Here is a 19747-nt window from a genome sequence, read left to right as displayed (position 1 = left end):
GCTGAACAGCCGGACTGAGCAGCATAACTGCACAGCATTGCTGTAGAGTCTGTCGCGCCGGGCACCGCGTCACCGTCGCCGCAGCCGACCCCGGCACGCATGCGACAACGGGAAGGGCTCCCATGACCGCCATCACCTCCGTCACCGGCCGCCGCGTCCTCGACAGCAGGGGCAACCCCACCGTCGAAGTGGACGTGGAACTGGCGGACGGTTCCCTCGGCCGGGCCGCGGTCCCCTCCGGGGCTTCGACCGGTGCCCGTGAGGCCGTCGAACTCCGCGACGGCGACCCGGCCCGCTGGCACGGCAAGGGCGTCGACCGCGCGGTGCGCCACGTCAACACGGAGCTCGCCGCCGCCGTCACCGGCCGCGAGGCCGAGGACCAGGCCGGCCTCGACGCCGCCCTCGTCGCCACGGACGGCACCCCCGCCAAGTCCCGGCTCGGCGCCAACGCGATCCTCGGGGTCTCCCTGGCCGCCGCCAAGGCCGCGGCCGCCGCCCACCGCCTGCCGCTCTACCGCTACCTCGGCGGCTCCGACGCCCGGCTGCTGCCCGTACCGATGATGAACATCGTCAACGGGGGCGCGCACGCCGACAATCCCCTGGACTTCCAGGAGTTCATGATCGCCCCGATCGGCGCGGAGACCTTCGCCGAGGCCGTGCGGATGGGGTCCGAGATCTTCCACACCCTGCGCCGCGACCTCCTCGCCGCCGGGCACTCCACGGGCGTGGGTGACGAGGGCGGTTTCGCGCCCGCCCTGCGCACCGCCGAGGAAGCCCTCGACTTCGTCATGACCGCCGTCGAGCGCACGGGCTACCGGCCGGGCACGGACATCGGCCTGGTCATGGACCCGGCGTCGTCCGAGTTCTTCCGCGACGGCGTCTACGACTACACCGGGGAAGGGGTACGGCGCACGCCCGCCGAGAACGCCGACTACCTGGTCAAGCTGATCGACGCCTACCCCATCGTGTCGATCGAGGACCCGATGGCCGAGGACGACCTCGCGGGGTGGCAGGACCTGACCGCCCGGGTCGGCGCGCGCTGCCAGCTCACCGGCGACGACGTGTTCTGCACGAACGAGGCCATCCTGTGCGAGGGGATCGGCTCCGGCGTGGCCAACTCGATCCTGGTGAAGGTCAACCAGATCGGCACCCTGACGGAGGCCCTGGCCACCGTCGAGGCCGCCCACCGGGCGGGCTACACCGTCGTCATGTCGCACCGCTCGGGGGAGACGGAGGACACGACGATCGCGGACCTGGCGGTGGCCACGGGCTGCGGCCAGATCAAGACCGGATCGCTGTCCCGCTCCGACCGCACCGCCAAGTACAACCAGCTCATCCGCATCGAGGAGCAGCTGGGCGCCGGCGCCCGGTACGCGGGCGCGGAAGCGCTGCGCCGCCAGGTGCGCTGATCACGGGCTACCCCGACAACCGGAACCGCAGCCGGCAGATCGTCGCGTCCGTCGTGCGCCGGACCGCGTGGGCGACGACCGCGCCGCGCTGGTTCTGGAGGAGGCGCTGCCACAGGTGGGCCGGTTCGACCTCGGGGATCAGGACCGTGATCCGTGTGCGGGGCCGCCGGTCGCGGAGTTCGCGGACGTACGTGGCGATCGGACGGCCGACGGTGCGGGTGGCCGAGGGGAGTTCCAGGAGGTCGACGCCGGGGTTCCACAGCTCCCAGTCGCGGCGCAGGGACTCCGCCGCGCGGCGGTCCTCGGGGGCGGCGTAGGTGACGGTGACGGCCACCACCTCGTCGCCGAGGGAGACCGCGGCGCTCAGCGCCTCGCGGGTGAGCCGGGACAGGTGGGAGACCGGGACGACGACCAGGGAGCGGTCGCGGTGCGGGGCTTCCGGGATGCGGCCCAGGTGCAGGTGGTCCGCGATCCGGCCGTACGCCCGGTGGACGGCGCCGAAGGCGAGGACGAGGGCCGGCAGGGCGATGACGATCAGCCAGGCGCCCTCGGTGAACTTGGTGGCCGTGACGACGACGGCCGAGACGCCGGTCAACAGGGCGCCGGTACCGTTCAGGACGGCCTTGCCGCGCCGGCCCGGGGCGGAACGTTCCTGCCGCCAGTGCCGCACCATGCCCACCTGGCAGATGGTGAAGCCGACGAACACCCCGATGGCGAAGAGCGGGACGAGGGTGTTCACGTCGCCGCCGGAGAAGACGAGGAGCAGGGCGGCGACGGCGGCCAGCGCCAGGACGCCGTGCCGGTGCACCTGCCGGTCGGCCTTGAGGCCGAAGACGTGCGGCAGGTAGTTGTCGCGGGCCAGCAGGCCCATCAGGACCGGCAGCCCGCCGAACGACGTGTTGGCGGCCAGCGCGAGCAGCACCATGGTGGCGAACTGCACGACGTAGAAAGCCCAGTTGTGGCCGAGCGCCGCGTCCGCGAGCTGCGCGAGGACGGTGACGCCCTCCACCGGCTGGAGGTGGAAACGCCCGATGAGGACGGACAGGCCGATCAGCATGACGCCGAGCAGCGCGCCCAGGGCGACCTCGGTGCGCTGCGCGCGCTTGGCGGCGGGGGCCCGGAAGGACGGTACGGCGTTGGCCACCGCCTCGACACCGGTCAGTGCCGAGCACCCGGAGGCGAACGCCTTCAGGAGCAGGAGCGCGCCGACGGAGGTCGCGTTGCCGGTGAGGACGGAGGCGTGGCCGTCGGCCGACAGCGTGGAGACGGGCGCGTCCCGGAAGAGGCCGACCGCGACGAGGGCGAGGATCGAGCCCACGAAGACGGCGGTGGGCAGGATGAACGCCTTCGCCGAGTCGACGATGCCGCGCAGGTTCACGCCGGTCACCAGCACGAGCACGGCCAGGCACAGCCACAGCCGCTCGCCGTACAGCGCCGGGAAGGCGGAGGTCAGCGCGGCGACGCCGGCCGTCACGGACACCGCCACGTTCAGTACGTAGTCGAGGATGAGGGAGGCCGCGGCGACCAGGGCCGTACGGCGTCCGAGGTGGGTCTTCGCGACGGCGTACGAGCCGCCGCCGTTCGGGAACGCCGCGATCACCTGCCGGTACGAGGCGACCAGGACCGCGAGCAGGGCGGCGATGCCGAGGGTGACGGGCAGGGTGAAGCCGAGGCCGTGGGCGCCGGCGGCGGCCAGGACCAGGACGATGGACTCGGGTCCGTACGCGACCGACGCCATCGCGTCGAGGGAGAGGGCGGCGAGGCCCTGTACGGAGGTCAGGCGGTGCCGGGCGTCCGGTTCGGGCGCGGGGCCGGTCGCGGGCGTCCCCGGAGCGGGGTTCCGGCCGGCGGACCCGGTATCCGGGGGCTTTTGGCCCGTGGCCCGGCCCGTGGGCTTCCACACCATCGACATCTTGCGTCGTACCTCCGTGCGCGGCGGAAAAAGGGCCCCGGTGACAGGGCCAGCCCAGCGTGGGTGCTGGTTCGTACGGGCGCGCGGGTTCTTGGCGTGGCCTTTGCGGGTGCACCGGGCATCTTCGCGGTTTCTTGATGCCCGGTGGGGGCGGGCCGACGCGGACTGATGGGTGTAGCACCGGGTGGGGGTGCCACCGGTCGCGCGCCGCGGCCGGCGGAGCGCGGAGGTACGGCCGACGGGGGCGCTCGGAGCCGTCAGCGCCGCGTCAAGGTTGACCAGACCGTCATCAGTGACGCATCAACGTCCCGCTGGTCCCGGCACCACCGTCCTAGCGTCGCGGCCATGGGACGGCGAGGCGAACCCGGGGCCGGCTCCACGGCCCACGGCGAGGGCGGCGGAGACGGCACGGACGGCGGCGCGCGGCGAGACCGGGAGGCAGACGATGGACGGCATACGCGGGCGGGGTACGCCGGGGTGGGGCAGACCGGGCAGGGGCACGCCGGGCAGAGGGGCGCCCTTCCACCCCCGGTGCACGGCCCGACGGCGTACCGGGACCGCCGCTGGGCGTCCGAACTGCGCACGGCGGCCTGCTGCACGGCCGGGGTGTTCACCCTCATGCTCGGCGTCGACCTGGCCAACCACACCCTCGACCCGCTGCGCGCGGCCTGTTGGACGGCCATCGCGGTGGTGCTCCTCGCGGCGCTCTTTCCGGCACGGGTGACGGCCGGCACGGACTGGCTCGCCGTCCGCGGGCTGCTGCGCGAGCGCCGGGTCCGTACCGACCTGCTGGTCCTCGTGCACCGCAGCGACGGGATGGCGCCCCGGCTCGTGCTGCGCGACGTCGCGGGCGGCCGGGTCGAATTCGACCCGAAGGTCCTTACCGCCAACCCGGCCCTGTGGCACCTGCTGGACACCGGCGCCCGGCAGTCCCGCGAACGCGGCCTGCTGCGCTCGGGCAGCCACGTGCTGCGGGCGCTCGGCGACCGCGTCGACCGCGACGGGGCCCGCGAGATCTTCGAGGCATCCGGGCTGCGGTGAGGGCCCCGGCGGCCCCTGCCCCTGCGGCCCCCGTCAGGCGCTCGCCCCGCCGAATGCGTACGTCACGCCGGTGAGCTCCTCCGAAGCCGCCCACAGCCGTTCCGCGGTCGCGTCGTCGGTGGTCCACGGCGCGCGGAACGACGACGCGGGTCCGCCGCGCAGGCCGCCGCGCGGGCCGAGGAACGCGTCCGGCTTCATGTGCGGCGCGGTGGCGGCGCACAGTGTGGGCAGCGCGCCGGCCTCGGCGGGCTGCGCGACAAGGCGGTTCAGCAGCGTCACGGCACGCTCGGCACGCGTACGCCCCTCCATCCGGACCCCGGCGGTCTGGAGGTTGGTGTCCGCGTACCCCGGGTGTGCCGCGACGGCCAGTACCTGTGAACCGGCCTGCGCCAGGCGGCGCGACAGCTCGTGGACGAAGAGCAGGTTGGCGCTCTTGGAGCGGCCGTAGGCGATCCAGCGGTGATAGCCGCGCTCGCTGTTCAGGTCGCTCAGCTTCACGTTGGCCAGCGCGTGGAAGCCGCTGGAGACGGTGACGACGCGCGCGCCGGGCGTGCCGAGCAGCTTGGGCAGGAGGAGGCCGGTGAGCGCGAAGTGGCCGAGGTGGTTCGTCCCGAACTGCATCTCGAAGCCGTCGGCGGTGCGGCGCTGCGGGAGCGCCATGACCCCCGCGTTGTTGATGAGGAGGTCCAGGCGGTCGCCGTCGAAGTCGTCGAGACCCGCCGCGAAGTCCCGTACGGATTTCAGGTCGGCCAGGTCGAGCCGGCGGAACTCGGCCTCGGCGGCGGGTACTTCGGACCGCAGCCGGGCGAGCGCGGTATGGCCGCGCGACTCGTTGCGGCAGGCCAGCACGACCCGGGCGCCACGGCGCGCCAGCTCGCGGGCGGTGACATAGCCGATACCGCTGTTGGCCCCGGTGACGACCGCGGAGCGGCCCGTCTGGTCCGGGATGTGGCTCGTGTTCCAACGCGTCACGCCTGCTGCGCTCCTTCGTCGGGGCATCGGGGGCACCAGGGTACGCCCAGGTGCGGCGGGACCGCGGTGGCCGGGAGTCCGTATGTGTGGAGAGGGAGGATAGCCGCCCCCAAGGGGCAGGAAGGGGGTAATTTGGCGCAATCACGGGTGTTGTCAGGAACTGGACAAGCGGACCGGACAAGCGGAACCCGGCAAGCGAAACGGGACCGGCAGGGCCGGACGGGCGGCGAGGGGGCGGGCATGTCCGTGCGGAGTGCGGTGAGCAGAGGGCTCGTGGCGGTGCTGGTGGGGGCGGGACTGACGCTGGGCGGCTCGGTGGCGGCGCAGGCGGGCGGCACGGGCGGAGCGCGGAGCGCGGCGGAGGCCGGGGCTGCCGCCGGCGGCGGGAACGCCGGGAAGGTGACGACGCCGCCCGTTCCCGGCATGGCGGCCGACCTCTTCAAGGCCATCGTGCCCAACCCGTACCGGCCCGATCCCACCGCCTACTTCGGGCCGCACAAGTGCAACCTCTACATCAAGGACTACTGGCCCACCCCCGGCTGCGGCGGCTTCTCCTTCTCCGCGAAGCTCAGCGGCGTACGGGACCAGCCCGCCTTCCAGCAGGGGGTGGCGGAGGACGGGTGGTTCTCCGCCACGGCGGATGTGACGCGTACATATGGCTGTACGGGCCGGGACGGGGTCTTCGACCGGGCCACCGCCTTCGACGTGACGTCGAAGGGGGAGCGGCTCGGCGCGGTGTACCGGGAAGCGGACTGGAGCTTCCTGCTCAGCCACTACCGGAGCACGCCGTCCGGGGACTTCGGGCCGCAGTTCTTCGCGAACTTCAAGCCGGTGGAGGTCGGCTGCGCGCCGGGCGCGACGCCGACGCAGCACGGGCTGACCGTCACCGACCTGAAGGTCTCCTTCGACCACGCCTCGAAGATCCTCGGCGACCACCGGACATGGCACTTCGGGACGTACGAGGTGAGCAGCGGGAACAGCTGACCCGTCACTCCCCGGCGCCGATGTCCCGCACCCGGTAGACGGGTACCGACACCGCCGGGTCGTCGAGGCAGGTGCCCGTCTCCAGGTCGAAGCGCTGCTTGAGGAGGGGCGAGGCGACGAACGGACGGCCGTCCGCGGAGCCGGTCAGACCGCGCGAGAGGACGTACGCGCCGGTGAACGGGTCGCGGTTGCCGATGGCGTACGGGCGGCCCGCGCGGTCCAGGAACAGGGCCACCTGCCCGCCGTCCGGGAGGAGGGCGGCGACGCCCCGCCCGGGGACCAGCACGGACCGGTCGCACACCGGGAACCAGCGGCCGTCCTCGTTCCGGTGCGCGGCGAGTCCCTCGGCGTCCTTCGGCGCGGGGAGTTCTACGGCGAGTGTCATGGGGCTCATCGGGCGGCGGTCCCTTCCAGGGTGCGGGCGGCCGGGGCACCGGCCGCGGCGTGGGCGTCGGCGGTGGCCGGGGCGTCGGTCCCGGTGCGTACGGGGAGGACCGGGCCGGCCAGCAGGGGGAGGTCCGGCTTGATCTGGTCGCGCTCCGGGACGAAGCGGACGGCCGGGTCGGGGGCGTCGGGGGCGTTGACGAAGGAGACGAAGCGGGCGAGGCGCTCGGGGTCGGCGAGGGTGTCGGCCCACTCGTCGCGGTAGGCCGACACGTGCGCGGCCATCAGGGACTCCAGCTCGTCGCAGAGCCCCAGGGAGTCGTGCACGACGACGTCGCGTACGTGGTCGAGGCCGCCCTCGATGCGCTCCAGCCAGGCGGAGGTGCGCTCCAGGCGGTCGGCGGTGCGGATGTAGAACATCAGGAAGCGGTCGATCAGACGGATCAGCTCGGCGTCGGACAGGTCCTGGGCGAGCAGGTCGGCGTGGCGCGGGTCGGCGCCGCCGTTGCCGCCGACGTACAGGTTCCAGCCGTGGGAGGTGGCGATGACGCCGAAGTCCTTGCCGCGGGCCTCGGCGCACTCCCGCGCGCAGCCGGAGACCGCGGACTTGAGCTTGTGCGGGGAGCGCAGGCCCCGGTAGCGCAGTTCGAGGTCGATGGCCATGCGGACGGAGTCCTGGACGCCGTAGCGGCACCAGGTCTGTCCGACGCAGGACTTCACCGTGCGCAGGGCCTTCCCGTACGCGTGTCCCGACTCGAACCCGGCGTCCACCAGGCGGGCCCAGATGCGCGGGAGCTGGTCGACGCGGGCGCCGAACAGGTCGATGCGCTGGCCGCCGGTGATCTTCGTGTAGAGGCCGAAGTCGCGGGCCACCTCACCGATGACGATCAGTTTCTCCGGGGTGATCTCCCCGCCGGGGACGCGCGGTACGACCGAGTAGGAGCCGTTGCGCTGGAGGTTGGCGAGGAAGTGGTCGTTGGTGTCCTGGAGGGCGGACTGCTCGCCGTCCAGGACGTATCCGTCGGCGCCGACCGTGGGGGCGAGGGAGGCGATGATCGAGGCCACCGTCGGCTTGCAGGTCTCGCAGCCCTCGCCGCCGCGCGCCGCGTCCCGGCCGTGGCCGTCGAGCAGCTCGGCGTACGAGGTGAGGCGGCGGGTGCGGACGATCTCGTACAGCTCGGCGCGGGTGTGCGGGAAGCAGCCGCACAGGCCCTGGTCGACCACCACGCCGCCGGCCGTCAGCTCGTCATTGACCAGGGTGGTCAGCGCCTTGACGCAACTGCCGCAGCCGGTGCCCGCCTTGGTGCACTTCTTCACCTCGGGAACGGTGGTGCAGGAGTGCTCGGAGACCGCGGAGCGGATGGTGCCCTTGGTGACGTTGTGGCAGTTGCAGATCACCGCGTCGTCGGGGAGCGCGGCGGGCCCGAGGGCGGCCGGGGCGCCGGTGCCCGCGGGCAGCACGAGCTGTTCCGGGGCGAGGGGCGGCACGGTGCCGGTGAGCGGGCGCAGCAGGCCGTACGAGTCGGCGTCGCCGACCAGCACACCGCCGAGCAGTTCGCCGTCCGCTCCGATGACCAGCTTCTTGTACACGCCGGACCGTGAATCGGCGTAGACGACGTCGAGACAGCCGGAGGTGGTGCCGTGCGCGTCGCCGAAGGAGGCCACGTCCACGCCGAGGAGCTTGAGCTTGGTCGAGGTGTCGGCGCCGGTGAAGGCGGGCCCCCCGGTTTCGCCGGCGATGGCGGCCGCCGCCGTCTCGGCCATCTCGTAACCGGGCGCCACCAGGCCGTAGACCCTGCCGTCGGCGGCCAGCGCGCACTCGCCGATCGCGTACACGGCGGGGTCCCCGGTACGGCACCGCTCGTCCACGACGATGCCGCCGCGCTCGCCCACCGCCAGCCCGCAGTCCCGGGCGAGCCGGTCGCGCGGGCGCACCCCCGCAGAGAAGACCACCAGGTCGGTCTCGACGCGGGAGCCGTCGGACAGCTCCATGGCCCGTACGGCGCCGTCCTCGTCCGCGACGATCTCCTTGCCGCCGACGCCCGTGTGGACGCGCAGGCCCATGTCCTCGACGGTACGGCGCAGCGCGCTGCCGCCGCCCTCGTCCACCTGGACCGCCATCAGCCGTGGCTGGAACTCGACGATGTGGGTCCGCAGGCCGAGCCCGTTGAGCGCGCCGGCCGCCTCCAGGCCGAGCAGGCCGCCGCCGACGACCGTGCCGGTGCGGGAGTTCTTGGCGTACTCCTCGATGGCGAGCAGGTCTTCGACGGTCCGGTAGACGAAGCAGCCGGTGCTGTCCGCGCCGGGCACCGGCGGTACGAAGGGGTACGAGCCGGTGGCCAGGACGAGCGTGTCGTAGGTGACCGTCAGGCCGGAGCGGGCGGTGACGGTGCGCGCCGCGCGGTCGATGGCGGTGGCCGGGTCGCCGAGGTGGAGTTCGATGCCGTGCCGGGCCATGAAGTCCGGGTCGGCGAGCGCCAGGTCCTCCGGGGTGCGGCCGGAGAAGTACGAGGTGAGCTGGACCCGGTCGTAGGCGGGGCGGGGCTCCTCGCACAGCACGACCACCCGGGCCCGCCCGGTCACGCCGCGGTCGGCGAGGGCTTCGAGGAAGCGCTGGCCGACCATGCCGTGGCCGATGAGCACGAGGGTGGGAACGGCGGTAGCAGCCATGGTCAGGAGCCTCCGTCGGTACGGGATGGGGTGGCGGGATCGGTGGTGAGCAGATGCAGGAGGGGCGCCGGCGGGAGCGGGGCGTCGGCCTCCCAGGTACGGGCGAGGGTGCCGACGGCGCCGAGGTCGCCGAGGAGGATGCCGCCGACCAGGCGGTCGCCGCGGACGATGACCTTGCGGTAGGCGCTGCGGGTGGCGTCGGACAGGTGGATCACGTCGTCGCCGGGCCCGGGGGAGGGGGTGCCGAAGGCGGCCAGGTCCAGGGGGGCCGGGGGAGCGGGCGCCGGTCCGGGCCCGCGGCCGGTGAGGGTGAGGCGGGTGAGGGCGCGGGTGCCGCGGTAGCGGGCGGGCGGGCCGGCGGCCGGGTCCGTACGGGCGGGTGCCGAGGCGTCCGGCGCCTCCGCCTCCGCCTCCGCCTCCGTGGTGAGGATCTCCGCCAGCAGGTCGGCCTGTTCGAGGGCGGCACCGGCCAGGCCGTACACCAGGCCGTCGTGCTGCGCGCAGTCGCCGATCGCGTGGATGCGGGGATCGGCCGTACGCAGGTGGTCGTCCACGACGATGCCGCGATCGACCGGCAGCCCGGCCGCCCGGGCGAGGCCGACGCGGGGCCGTACCCCGCAGGCGAGGACGACCAGGCCGGCGTCGGGCACATAGCCGTCCGCGAGTTCCACGGCCCGTACGGAACCGTCCTCGACGCGCAGCCCGCGTACCCGGCACTCCGTGTGGACCTCCACGCCCAGCGCTTCCAGATGGGCGCGGAGCAGGGCCGCGGCCCCGGCATCCAACTGGCGCTCCATCAGGTGCTCGCCCTGCTGGGCCAGCAGGACCGGTACGCCGCGCTCGGCCAGCGCGCGGGCGGCCGAGACACCGAGCAGTCCGCCGCCGATCACCACGGCGCGGGCGCCGGGCCGGGCGGCGGCAGCCGCGAGCGCCGTGCAGTCGTCCATGGTGCGGAACGGGTGGACGCCGTGCGGCAGATCGTCCTGGCCGGGCGGGAAGAGCCCGCGGAGCGGCGGCAGCACGGGGTTGGAGCCGGTCGCGAGGACGAGCCGGTCGTACGGGACCGCCCGTCCGTCGTCGCACTGCACCGTACGGCTCTCCCGGTCGACCCGTACCGCCCGTACCCCGCCCAGCCACCGCACCGCGTCGTGCGGGGCGGGCAGGGTGATGACCTCCTGCGCGTACCGGCCGGCCAGCACCTCGGCGAGCAGGACGCGGTTGTACGGCGCGTGCGGCTCCTCACCGAGGACGGTGAGCGCCGGGCCGCCGCTGCCGGCGGCGGCCGTGCCGAGGCGCTGGGCGAGCCGGGCGGCGGCCATGCCGCCGCCGATCACCACTACACGCTGCTGGGAGGTCATGTCCGCCAGCGTGCGGTCCGGCTGTTACCCGGCCGCATCTGCGCTGTTTCCCGTGGGGAACGCTGCCCTCAGCGCGGGGGAGGGCGGGGTGTGAGGGGCGCGGGCCCGGCCGTAGGTTGACGGCCATGCCCGCACCCGTGCTCCCCCCGCCCGCCCACCGCCTGCGCCGTCGCCTCCTCGCGCCCTTCACCCCGCGGGCGCTGGCCGCGGTGCTGCACGCCGTGCTCGGGCTGCCGGTCGCGCTGCTCGGCCTGGCGCTGGTCGTGGTGGGGCTCCTGGTGAGCACGGTGCTGGCGTGGACGGCGCTGGGGCCGTGGCTGATGGCGCTGACCGTACGAGGGGCGACGGCCCTCGGCGCCGCGCAGCGCGGCATGGCGCGCGGGCTGCTCGGGCTGGAGATCGAGACGCCCGGGCGGCGCGGCGGCAGCGGGCCGCTCGGCCGGCGGCGGGCGGTGCTCGGCGACCGGGCCGGGTGGCGGGCGGCCGGCTGCGCGCTGCTCGCGCCGTGCACGGCCGTCGCCCCGCTGCTGGTCGTCCTGATGACGTACGTGTACGGGCTGCTCTTCCTCGCCCACCCCGTCCTCCGGCACGTCAACTACCTCACCACCCGGGACCCGGACGGCACCGAGCGCCATGTCTCCCTCCAGGTGAACGGGGTGGAGTTCGACTCCTGGCCGCGCTGGCCGCTGGTGGTCGCCACCGGGGCCGTACTGCTGCTCGCCGCGCCCTGGCTGCTGCGGCAGGCCCAGGCGCCGCACCGCCTCCTGCTGCGGTCGCTGCTCGGCCCCGACCGGTCCGCGCAGCGCATCCGCACCCTGGAGGAGACCCGTGCGCACGCCGTCGAGGACGCCGCGGCGACGCTCCGCCGCATCGAACGCGACCTGCACGACGGCACACAGGCCCGGCTGGTGGGGCTGGGCATGCACCTCACGGTGATCCGCGAAATGATCGGCGCGGGCGCGGACCGGGACGAGCTGCTGGCCGTGGTGGAGACCGCGCAGGGCAACGCGCAGCAGGCCGTCGCCGACCTGCGGCACCTCGTACGGGGCATCCACCCGCCCGTCCTGGACCAGGGGCTGGACGTGGCGCTCGCCACGCTCGCCGCCGACAGCGCCCTGCCGGTCACCCTGTCGGCCGGGACGGCGGACCGCCGGCCGTCCCCGGCCGTCGAATCCATCGTCTACTTCTGCGCCGCCGAACTGCTGGCCAACGCCGTGAAACACAGCGGCGCTTCCCGGGTCGCCATGGAGGTGACCAGCGGGCCGGACCCGGCGGCGCGGGGCGCGGGCGGGAAACGGGCGGCCGTCGGCCGGGACGTACTGCGGCTGGTCGTCCGGGACGACGGCCGCGGTGGCGCGGTGGTCGGCGCGGGCAGTGGGCTCACCGGGCTGCGCGACCGGGTCCGTACCGTGGACGGCACCCTGACCTGCGACAGCCCGCCCGGCGGCCCTACGGTGGTCACCGTCCGCATCCCGCGGGCATGACCCCGTACGCACGCCCCCGCGCGTACCAGCTCCGTTTGCCGCCCCCCGTACCGAAAGCAGGCCCCATGCGCGTCGTCATCGCCGAGGATTCCGCGATCCTGCGGGACGGACTGGTGCAGCTCCTCGGCCTGCGCGGGGTGACGGTCGCGGCGGCCGTCGGCGACGCCGGGGCGCTGCGGGACGCGGTCGCCGAACACCGTCCGGACGCCGCGGTCGTGGACATCCGGCTGCCGCCCGGCCACACCGACGAGGGCCTGCGCGCGGCCGTCGCCATCCGCCGGGAGCACCCCGGCACCGGCGTACTGATCTTCTCCCAGTACGTGGAGACCGGGTACGCGGCGCAGCTGCTGGGCGGCGGGGCGGCGGGCGTCGGCTACCTGCTCAAGGAACGGGTGGTGGACATCGGCGAGTTCGTGGACGCGCTGGAGCGGGTCGCGGCGGGCGGCACGGCGCTGGACCCGGAGGTCGTCACCCAGTTCTTCGGCGCGGGACGGCGTACGGACGCGCTGGCCACCCTCACGCCACGCGAACGCGACGTGCTCTCCCAGATGGCCCAGGGGCGCACCAACCAGGCCATCGCCGCCGCCTGCACCGTCACCGAACGCGCCGTCGAGAAGCACATCGCCCACATCTTCACCAAGCTGGACCTCCCACCGTCCGAGACGGACCACCGCCGCGTCCTCGCGGTGCTGCGCTATCTGGAAGCGGTGGGTCAGGGGGCGGCCGAGGAACACCGGTGACAGACCGCGTGCCGAGCCTGGGCGCCGCCATGGAAGATGCCTGGGCTTCAGCCTGCCTCCGGTCCGAACCGGCGCCGGTACGCAGAGGGGTTGAGGCCGGTCTCGCGGCGCATCAGCGCGCGCAGGTTGGCCGCGGTGCCCAGCCCGGTGCGCCGCGCGACCACGTCGAAGCGTGACTCTCCCCGTTCGATCAACCGGCACGCCAGGGCGACCCGTTCCCCCGTGAGCCACGCCAGCGGCGTCGTGCCCAGCTGAGCCTGGAAGCGGCGGTGCAGGGTCGCCGGACTGACCGCCGCCCGTGCTGCGAGTTCGGACACGGTCAGGGCCGAGTCCAGCCGTTCCTGAGCCCAGGCCAGGACCGGCGCCAAGGACTCGTCCGGCACGTCGGGCACCGGCCGCTCGACGAACTGCCGCTGTCCGCCGTCGCGGTGGGCGGCGAAGACCAGCCGCCGGCTCACGGCGTTGGCGATCTCCGCGCCGTGGTCGCGGCGGACGATGTGCAGCCCGAGGTCGAGCGCGGCGGCGCTCCCCGCGGCGGTGAGGATGTCGCCGTCGTCCACGAAGAGCACGTCCGGTTCGAGCCGTACGGACGGGAAGCGGGCCCGGAAGGATTCCGCCCACTGCCAGTGCGCGGTGGCCCGGCGCCCGTCGAGGACCCCCGCCTCGGCCAGGGTGAAGGCACCGCTGCAGAAACCGACCAGGCGCGCGCCCCGCGCGTGCGCCCGCAGGACGGCATCGAGCACGGCCGGACGGCGCGGCACCTCGATGTCGGGCCGGTTGGGGACGATCAGGGTGTCCGCCGCGTCGGCCGCTTCCAGGTCCGCGACTCCCGTGAGCGTGAAGAACCCGTCCCGCATCAGCGTGCGGGGCGCGGGCGAGCAGAGCCTGAAATCGTAGAGGTCGCGGCCGGTCTCGGGTCTGCGCAGGCCGAAGATCTCGGTCGCGCACCCGAGTTCGAAGGGGTTCGAGTTCTCGTCCACGATGACGACGACGCGGTGCGGGCCGGCCGCCCGGACCGCATGCGAGGATTCTTGCGCCATATGCGATTCCTAGCACTCACGCCGACCGTGCGGCAGGCGGAACGATGAGCCCATGAGCACCGAACCTCTTGCCCTCGGCGAGGCCCTGGCCTCTTTCGACGCCGTGTGGAGCCCGCGCATCGTCACCCGCGTCAACGACTACGACGTACGCGTTGCCAAGGTCCACGGCGAACACATCTGGCACGCCCACGACGACACCGACGAGTTCTTCCTGGTGCTCGACGGCGAACTGCGCATCTCCCTCCGTGAGCCCGCGGGGGAGCGCACGGTCGTGCTCCCGCAAGGCGCGGTCTTCACCGTCCCCCGGGGTACGGAGCACAAGCCGTACGCCCCGTCCGGCGCCGCGATCCTCATGTTCGAGCCGACCGGGACGGCGACGGTCGGCGATCGCCACGACGAGATCCCGGCCCATGTGGACGCCACGACAGGGCACCCGCTCCCCTCGTGAGCGGGCAGCCGGAGGCTAGAGCGCGATGCCGGCCGGGGGCGAAAGTTTCCACAGGTGGCCCAGGGGCTGGAGGCCCAGGCGGGCGGCGACGTTCTGGGAGGAGCGGTTGGGGCCGGACGTGCTGTAGAAGAGGTGGCGGCCGGTGGGGGCCAGCAGGCGGGCCCAGGCGGCGGTGACCGTGGCGGCGTGGCCCCGGCCGCGGTGCCCGGGGCGGGTCCAGGTGCCGGCTTCCGCACCGTGCTCGGTCCAGCAGGGAGTGTGGCAGATCGAGACGACCCGGGACGGATCGGCGGGGTCGAGGGCCATGGCCCACCAGCCCAGTCTCCCGTCCAGCAGGTCGTGCCATTCGTCGGTGTCCCAGTTGCCGGGGTTGGCGGTACGCAGGGACGCGAGCGCGGCGGGGTCCGGGGTGTCGGAACGGACCACGGGCGCGGTCGGGGTGAAGCGGAGCCGGTCGGGGTGGATGAGGTAGCTCGGGCCTGCGACGACGTGTACGGGGCCGAGGTGCGCCGCCAGCAGGTGGCGGAGGCGGGGCAGGGCGGCGGGTGGCGGGGCGGACGGGGCGGCGGTCCGGTCGGCGGGTTCGCCGGCGGGCGGTAACTCCGGCCCGCCGGCCGCGGTCTCCGTGGTCGCGGCTGCCATCAGGTCGGCGGCGAGCGCGTCCGGGAGGTGGTCGGCGACGGCCGCCACCTGGTGCCGGCCGTCGGCCGAGACGGCGATCACCATGTGGTGGGGGCCCTGGAAGCGGCCCCGCCCGTCCGTGGGCCAGATGACCTCTATCTCGGTCCGGAGCAGATCCGCCACGGGCGTCCGGCGCGCGTCGGTCACCGGTCCTCCTGCTCCGGCGCGGGGGCCAGCAGCCGGGCGAGGGCGCGCCGGGTGCGGTCCTGGGCCATGGGGTCGGCGAAGAGCTGGATGGCCTGGTTGAGGCCCGTGTAGAGGCCGATCAGTTCGAAGACGAGCTGGTCGGGGTCGGTGCCCGGGGGCAGTTCGCCGGCCTCGACGGCGTACCGGACCTCGTTGGCCAGGCGGCGGCGCCAGAGGGTGGAGCGGCGCACCACCGCGTCCCGGATGGGGCCCACCCGCGCGTCGAACTCGACCGCCGCCGTGGTGAAGAAGCAGCCGCCGGGGAAGGCGCCGTGTTCGCGTTCCAGGTAGGTGATCCAGTACTCGCAGATGGCCCGGAGCCGGGGCAGGCCGGGCGCCAGGTGCGCGGCGGGTTCCCACACCGCCCTGGAGAAGATCGCGGACGCGCCGTCCAGGGAGGCGAGCTGGAGCGCCTCCTTGGTGCCGAAGTGGCCGAGCACACCGGCCTTGCTCATGCCCAGGTCGGTGGCGAGGCGGCCGATGGTCAGCCCGTCCAGCCCTTCGACCGAGGCGATCGCGATGCTGCGGTCGATGATCCGGTCCCGGGTCCGGCGGGACTCGGCGACGGACTTGCGTGGACTCATGGCGCCATCGTAGCCAGCGCGGTCCCCGGGGTCCCGCAATTAGCTTCCGACCGATCGGTTGCTATATTTCCGGCCGGTGCCGCCGACACCGTCCGCACCGCCCGTACCGAAGACACCGATCACACCGCTCTTACCGTCCGTACGCCGTGCGTGCGGACGGCGACCCGAGGAGAGAACGTGCCGGGAACCCGTATCGCCGCGCTGGGCCACCACCAGCCGTCCCGTGTCCTGACCAACGACGACCTGGCCGGGATGGTCGACACCAGCGACGAGTGGATCCGGCGGCGTACCGGCATCGCCACCCGCCGGATCGCCGACGCGGAGTCCGTCACCGACCTGGCCGCCGGCGCCGCCGCCAAGGCCCTGGCCGCGGCCGGGCTGGAGCCCGCCGACATCGGCCTGATCACCGTGGCGACCTGCTCGGCCATCGACCGCTGCCCGTCCACCGCCGCCCAGGTCGCGGCCCGGCTGGGCATCCCCTCGGCCGTCGCGTACGACCTGAACAACGGCTGCGCGGGCTTCTGTACGGCGCTCGCCACCGCCGACCACGCGGTCCGCGCGGGCGCCGCCCGGCACGCCCTGGTCATCGGCGCGGAGAAGATGTCGGACGTGACCGACTGGACCGACCGCAGCACCTGCGTGCTGCTCGGCGACGGCGCGGGAGCCGCCGTGGTGAGCGCCGCGGAGTCCGAGCGGATCGGGCCCGTCGTCTGGGGCTCCGACCCGACCCGCGCCCAGGCGGTGCGCCTGATGGGCGACTGGCACCCGCACTTCGCGCAGGACGGGCAGACGGTGTTCCGCTGGGTCACCACCGAACTCGCCCCGCTGGCCCGGGAAGCCTGCGAGCGGGCCGGCATCGGCCTCGCCGACCTGGCCGGGGTCGTCACCCACCAGGCCAACCTGCGCATGATCGAGTCCGTGGTGCAGCAGCTCGGCCTGCCCGAGCACGTGGTGGTCGCCCGGGACGTGGCCGACTCCGGGAACACGTCCGCCGCGTCCGTGCCCCTCGCGCTGTCGAAGCTGGTCGAGCGCCGCGACCTGCCGCCCGGCGGCCCCGTCCTGCTGCTGAGCTTCGGCGGCGGGCTGTCGTACGCGGGGCAGGTGGTGGCCTGCCCGTAGGGAGGCGGGCCGGTGGGCCGGTGGGGAGGCAGGGCGCGTGAGGTACGCCGGACAGGCTCTGCCCGCGTCGGCCGGATACGCGGATTCTGTCCGCTGAGAGGTGTTTAGTGTCCGGAAGGCCGGTTACGCGATGGACTGGAAGGAAACAGCCACGATCGAAGTAAGGGTGAGTGATGATGGCTGAGTCCACCAACCCCGGCAACTTCGCCAACGACCGCGAGAAGGCCGCACGCGCCGGTCAGCAGGGTGGCCACGAGAGCGGTGGCAACTTCGCCAATGACCCGCAGCGGGCCGCCGAGGCCGGTCAGAAGGGCGGCCACGAGAGTGGCGGCAACTTCGCCAACGACCCGCAGCGGGCGGCCGAGGCCGGCCAGAAGGGCGGCCACGAGAGCGGTGGCAACTTCGCCAACGACCGTGAGCGGGCCGCCGAAGCCGGTCAGAAGGGCGGCCGGAGCCGCCACGGCGAGTAGCCGACGGCCGGTCCGGTGACGCCCGGCCGGGTGCCACGGGCGCCCACGGCACGTCACCGGCCCCACGAGACGCAGAGGGCGGACGTCCACCGGACGTCCGCCCTCCTTTCGTCGTCGGCCCCAGGTCGGTCCCGGGCCGCGCTCAGCCCCCGGCCTTCGCCGGGCACAGGCGCCGCGGCTGCCGGTCGCCGCGCAGCTGGGCATCCACACAGCCTGCCGGGAGACCGGCGTAGGTGGTCTTGCCGAAGTTGGCGGTGACGGTGAGCTTGCCGTCACCGAACTCCGTACGCTGCACCAGGTTGTCGGCGGTCAGTCGCCGGAACGAGGTCAGCTTCTCGGTGCCCGCCGCCTTGTGCAGCGGCGAGAAGTACTTCTGCAGGGCGGCCAGTTCCGGCCCGGACTTCTTCAGGGACGCCCCGTCGAGCACGAAGTTCAGCGGGATGTTGTAGAGCATCGCGAGCAGCGCGCGGCCGGTCTTCTGCGCGGGCAGCTTCTCGTACGACAGCTCCCAGCGTTCGGCGTTGACGAGCGAGCTGTGCAGCGCGGTCTCGTACAGCGGCACCCGGTAGGCCGGGTCGTACATCGCCTTCGCCACGTCGGCCGGCAGCCGCACCGGCTTGAAGAACGCGGTGGGGGCGTTCTCCGGGTAGTAGCCGCCCCAGTTCTTCCTGTCGCGCTGGAGCTTCCACAGTCCGTCGGCGACCGGGGTGGCCGCGCCGTGGTCGAAGGCCAGCACCCCGTTCGCCCAGGACTGCGCGCTCTCCGAGCCCAGCACCAGCTTCCCGGCGAGCCGCCGCATCCGGGCGAGCCGGTTCTCCCGGTCCCCGGCCTTGGTCATCGGGTGGGCGGCGCTGTGGTCGCGGAACAGCTCGCCGGTCGCGTCGACGTCGAGGAAGTAGCTGTCGGCGCCGTTGGCGGTCATCGCGCGGGTGCGGTCGGCGAGGTAGTGGTGGCGCGGCTCGGCCTGCTCGAAGGCGCGGGAGCTGAGGTAGCAGCCGCGGTTGCCGAAACCGGTCGCCGGTTTCCCGTCGGCGTCGCGCACGCAGAAGTCCGGGTAGACCGTCCCGGGCCACCGGGAGGTGGGGGAGTCGGCGGTCTTCGGGTCCTGCCCGTTGGCGAAGGTGTCGTACGGGCCCACCAGGTAGCCCGCCTTCTGAGCGGCCCGGACGGCGGCGGCGTCCATCGGGTGCGGCCCGGAGTCGTAGCCGAGCCACATCCGGTCCACGCCCAGCTTGCGCAGCTCCTCGACGCCCGCGGCCTTGCGCGCGTCGCCCCACACGTAGGCGTGGAAGGCGCCGAGCAGCTTGCCGGTGGCCGGGTTGCGCCGGATTTTGTCGCGGAGGCTGCCGAGCTGTCCGTGCTCGGTGAGCCAGGCGCGGTAGTCGGTGCCGGGGGCGACGGGGTTGCCGTCGGTGAGGGCGATGGTGACGGTGTAGTCGCGGGTGCCGTCGCCGCCGTTGAAGTCGTGGGTGGCGGAGGTGCCGAGCCGGCCGCCGTCGGAGCGGAACTTCAGGGAGGTGCCGAGGTCGGTGGGCGCGAGGTAGCTGACGCCGTGGCCCTTGCCCAGGGTGTTCCCCCACAGGGGCAGTTCGAGCTGGCCCAGGTCGATCGCGTCACCGGTGAGCCCGCCCCGTTCCGAGTTCCAGAACGTGTCGCGTACGGGGATGTCCAGGCCCTCGCCGCGCGGCAGCTGTACGGACGACACGGCCCGGTCGGTGCCGGTCACCGGCCAGGTCACCGAGCCGTCCCGGTCCGCCTTCATGCTGACCCGCAGCCGCCCGTGGTCCGGGCGGGCGGTGACCGTCAGCCCCTTCTCCGGGTAGCTCCAGCGGGCACCGTCACCGGTGCGCTCGACCGGGCCCGGCGTGCCGAGGCCGGTGCCGGACGGCGCGGACAGGGCCAGGCTCCTGCCGTCCGCGGTACGGGCGTTCACCGCGAGGGTGCCGGTGTCCACGGTGACCGTGCCGCCCCGGACGGGGATGTCGACGTGCCGCCCGGTCACGGGCCCGGCCACCGCCCGGCTGCTGCACCCGGAGGCGCCGACGGTGGCGGTGGCGGTCAGGACGAGGGAGGCGGCGAGTACGCGCGTACCGGTGCGGGCCCGGGGGCGGCGGCCGGGTGGGGCGATCTTGGGATCCATGGACACGTGGATAGTGAGCGGACTTAAGAACTCTCTAAGAGCAGGCGCCGGGACGAGGCCCTCCGGTTGTCGCCGGCGGATGTTGTCGACGCCCCCGACGCGTGGTTAGCTTAGGCTTACCTAAG

General features: G+C 73.9%; 17 protein-coding genes. 8 read left to right on the top strand and 9 right to left on the bottom strand.

Annotated features, from left to right (window positions below; all coding sequences use genetic code 11):
• Positions 1 to 122 precede the first annotated feature (122 nt).
• The gene (gene eno, locus ACH4FX_RS08595; RefSeq protein ID WP_398476543.1) at positions 123 to 1409 is read left to right on the top strand and encodes a phosphopyruvate hydratase; all 1287 of its coding nucleotides are present in this window, start codon (positions 123 to 125) and stop codon (positions 1407 to 1409) included.
• A gap of 7 nt (positions 1410 to 1416) precedes the next feature.
• On the opposite strand, the gene ACH4FX_RS08590 is transcribed toward eno, so the two are convergent.
• Positions 1417 to 3321 (bottom strand): APC family permease, encoded by a 1905-nt coding sequence (locus ACH4FX_RS08590; RefSeq protein WP_398476542.1) that lies wholly within the window; start codon positions 3319 to 3321, stop codon positions 1417 to 1419.
• Positions 3322 to 3852: 531 nt separating this feature from the next.
• On the opposite strand from ACH4FX_RS08590, the gene ACH4FX_RS08585 reads away from it, so the two are divergent.
• The gene (locus tag ACH4FX_RS08585; RefSeq protein WP_398476540.1) at positions 3853 to 4362 is read left to right on the top strand and encodes a hypothetical protein; all 510 of its coding nucleotides are present in this window, start codon (positions 3853 to 3855) and stop codon (positions 4360 to 4362) included.
• 33 nt (positions 4363 to 4395) lie between these two features.
• On the opposite strand, the gene ACH4FX_RS08580 is transcribed toward ACH4FX_RS08585, so the two are convergent.
• Positions 4396 to 5334 carry an oxidoreductase gene (locus ACH4FX_RS08580; RefSeq protein ID WP_398476538.1) on the bottom strand — a complete coding sequence of 313 codons (939 nt, stop codon included), beginning with the start codon at positions 5332 to 5334 and terminating at the stop codon, positions 4396 to 4398.
• 240 nt (positions 5335 to 5574) lie between these two features.
• Here ACH4FX_RS08580 and ACH4FX_RS08575 point away from each other — a divergent pair, with 240 nt between their 5' ends.
• Positions 5575 to 6318, top strand: coding sequence for a hypothetical protein (locus ACH4FX_RS08575; protein WP_398476536.1), 744 nt, complete (start codon positions 5575 to 5577; stop codon positions 6316 to 6318).
• Positions 6319 to 6322: 4 nt separating this feature from the next.
• Here ACH4FX_RS08575 and nirD read toward each other — a convergent pair whose 3' ends face one another.
• From nirD to ACH4FX_RS08560, 3 genes are read right to left on the bottom strand one after another with little or no spacing between them, the layout of a single operon-like run.
• On the bottom strand, positions 6323 to 6703 hold the full coding sequence (gene nirD, locus ACH4FX_RS08570; protein WP_398476534.1) for a nitrite reductase small subunit NirD: 381 nt from the start codon (positions 6701 to 6703) through the stop codon (positions 6323 to 6325).
• 5 nt (positions 6704 to 6708) lie between these two features.
• On the bottom strand, positions 6709 to 9372 hold the full coding sequence (gene nirB, locus ACH4FX_RS08565) for a nitrite reductase large subunit NirB (RefSeq protein ID WP_398476532.1): 2664 nt from the start codon (positions 9370 to 9372) through the stop codon (positions 6709 to 6711).
• A gap of 2 nt (positions 9373 to 9374) precedes the next feature.
• The gene (locus tag ACH4FX_RS08560) at positions 9375 to 10730 is read right to left on the bottom strand and encodes an NAD(P)/FAD-dependent oxidoreductase (protein WP_398476531.1); all 1356 of its coding nucleotides are present in this window, start codon (positions 10728 to 10730) and stop codon (positions 9375 to 9377) included.
• Positions 10731 to 10855: 125 nt separating this feature from the next.
• Here ACH4FX_RS08560 and ACH4FX_RS08555 point away from each other — a divergent pair, with 125 nt between their 5' ends.
• Positions 10856 to 12214 carry a sensor histidine kinase gene (locus tag ACH4FX_RS08555; RefSeq protein WP_398476530.1) on the top strand — a complete coding sequence of 453 codons (1359 nt, stop codon included), beginning with the start codon at positions 10856 to 10858 and terminating at the stop codon, positions 12212 to 12214.
• A 65-nt stretch (positions 12215 to 12279) separates the two neighbouring features.
• On the top strand, positions 12280 to 12954 hold the full coding sequence (locus ACH4FX_RS08550) for a response regulator transcription factor (protein ID WP_398476528.1): 675 nt from the start codon (positions 12280 to 12282) through the stop codon (positions 12952 to 12954).
• A gap of 47 nt (positions 12955 to 13001) precedes the next feature.
• On the opposite strand, the gene ACH4FX_RS08545 is transcribed toward ACH4FX_RS08550, so the two are convergent.
• Positions 13002 to 13994, bottom strand: coding sequence for a GlxA family transcriptional regulator (locus tag ACH4FX_RS08545; protein ID WP_398476526.1), 993 nt, complete (start codon positions 13992 to 13994; stop codon positions 13002 to 13004).
• A 52-nt stretch (positions 13995 to 14046) separates the two neighbouring features.
• Between ACH4FX_RS08545 and ACH4FX_RS08540 the strand changes: the two genes are divergently transcribed.
• Positions 14047 to 14442, top strand: a complete 396-nt coding sequence (locus ACH4FX_RS08540) for a cupin domain-containing protein (RefSeq protein WP_398476524.1) — start codon at positions 14047 to 14049, stop codon at positions 14440 to 14442.
• Positions 14443 to 14457: 15 nt separating this feature from the next.
• On the opposite strand, the gene ACH4FX_RS08535 is transcribed toward ACH4FX_RS08540, so the two are convergent.
• Positions 14458 to 15270, bottom strand: coding sequence for a GNAT family N-acetyltransferase (locus tag ACH4FX_RS08535; protein WP_398476522.1), 813 nt, complete (start codon positions 15268 to 15270; stop codon positions 14458 to 14460).
• Positions 15267 to 15893 (bottom strand): TetR/AcrR family transcriptional regulator, encoded by a 627-nt coding sequence (locus tag ACH4FX_RS08530; protein WP_398476520.1) that lies wholly within the window; start codon positions 15891 to 15893, stop codon positions 15267 to 15269. The genes ACH4FX_RS08535 and ACH4FX_RS08530 overlap by 4 nt, the downstream gene beginning before the upstream one ends.
• Positions 15894 to 16070: 177 nt before the next feature.
• On the opposite strand from ACH4FX_RS08530, the gene ACH4FX_RS08525 reads away from it, so the two are divergent.
• Both ACH4FX_RS08525 and ACH4FX_RS08520 read left to right on the top strand, forming a co-directional pair.
• Complete coding sequence (locus ACH4FX_RS08525; RefSeq protein ID WP_398476518.1) at positions 16071 to 17012, top strand: beta-ketoacyl-ACP synthase III; 942 nt, start codon at positions 16071 to 16073, stop codon at positions 17010 to 17012.
• Between the two features lie 176 nt (positions 17013 to 17188).
• Positions 17189 to 17482, top strand: a complete 294-nt coding sequence (locus ACH4FX_RS08520) for a general stress protein (RefSeq protein WP_398476516.1) — start codon at positions 17189 to 17191, stop codon at positions 17480 to 17482.
• A 142-nt stretch (positions 17483 to 17624) separates the two neighbouring features.
• On the opposite strand, the gene ACH4FX_RS08515 is transcribed toward ACH4FX_RS08520, so the two are convergent.
• Positions 17625 to 19622: a glycoside hydrolase gene (locus tag ACH4FX_RS08515; protein ID WP_398476514.1), complete on the bottom strand. Its 1998-nt coding sequence runs from the start codon at positions 19620 to 19622 to the stop codon at positions 17625 to 17627.
• Positions 19623 to 19747 lie beyond the last annotated feature (125 nt).

Source organism: Streptomyces sp. NPDC018019, from assembly GCF_044327805.1.
Taxonomy (GTDB): Bacteria; Actinomycetota; Actinomycetes; order Streptomycetales; family Streptomycetaceae; genus Streptomyces.
Note: the sequence above shows the minus strand (reverse complement) of the source record. Positions and strands in the feature narration are given on the sequence as shown.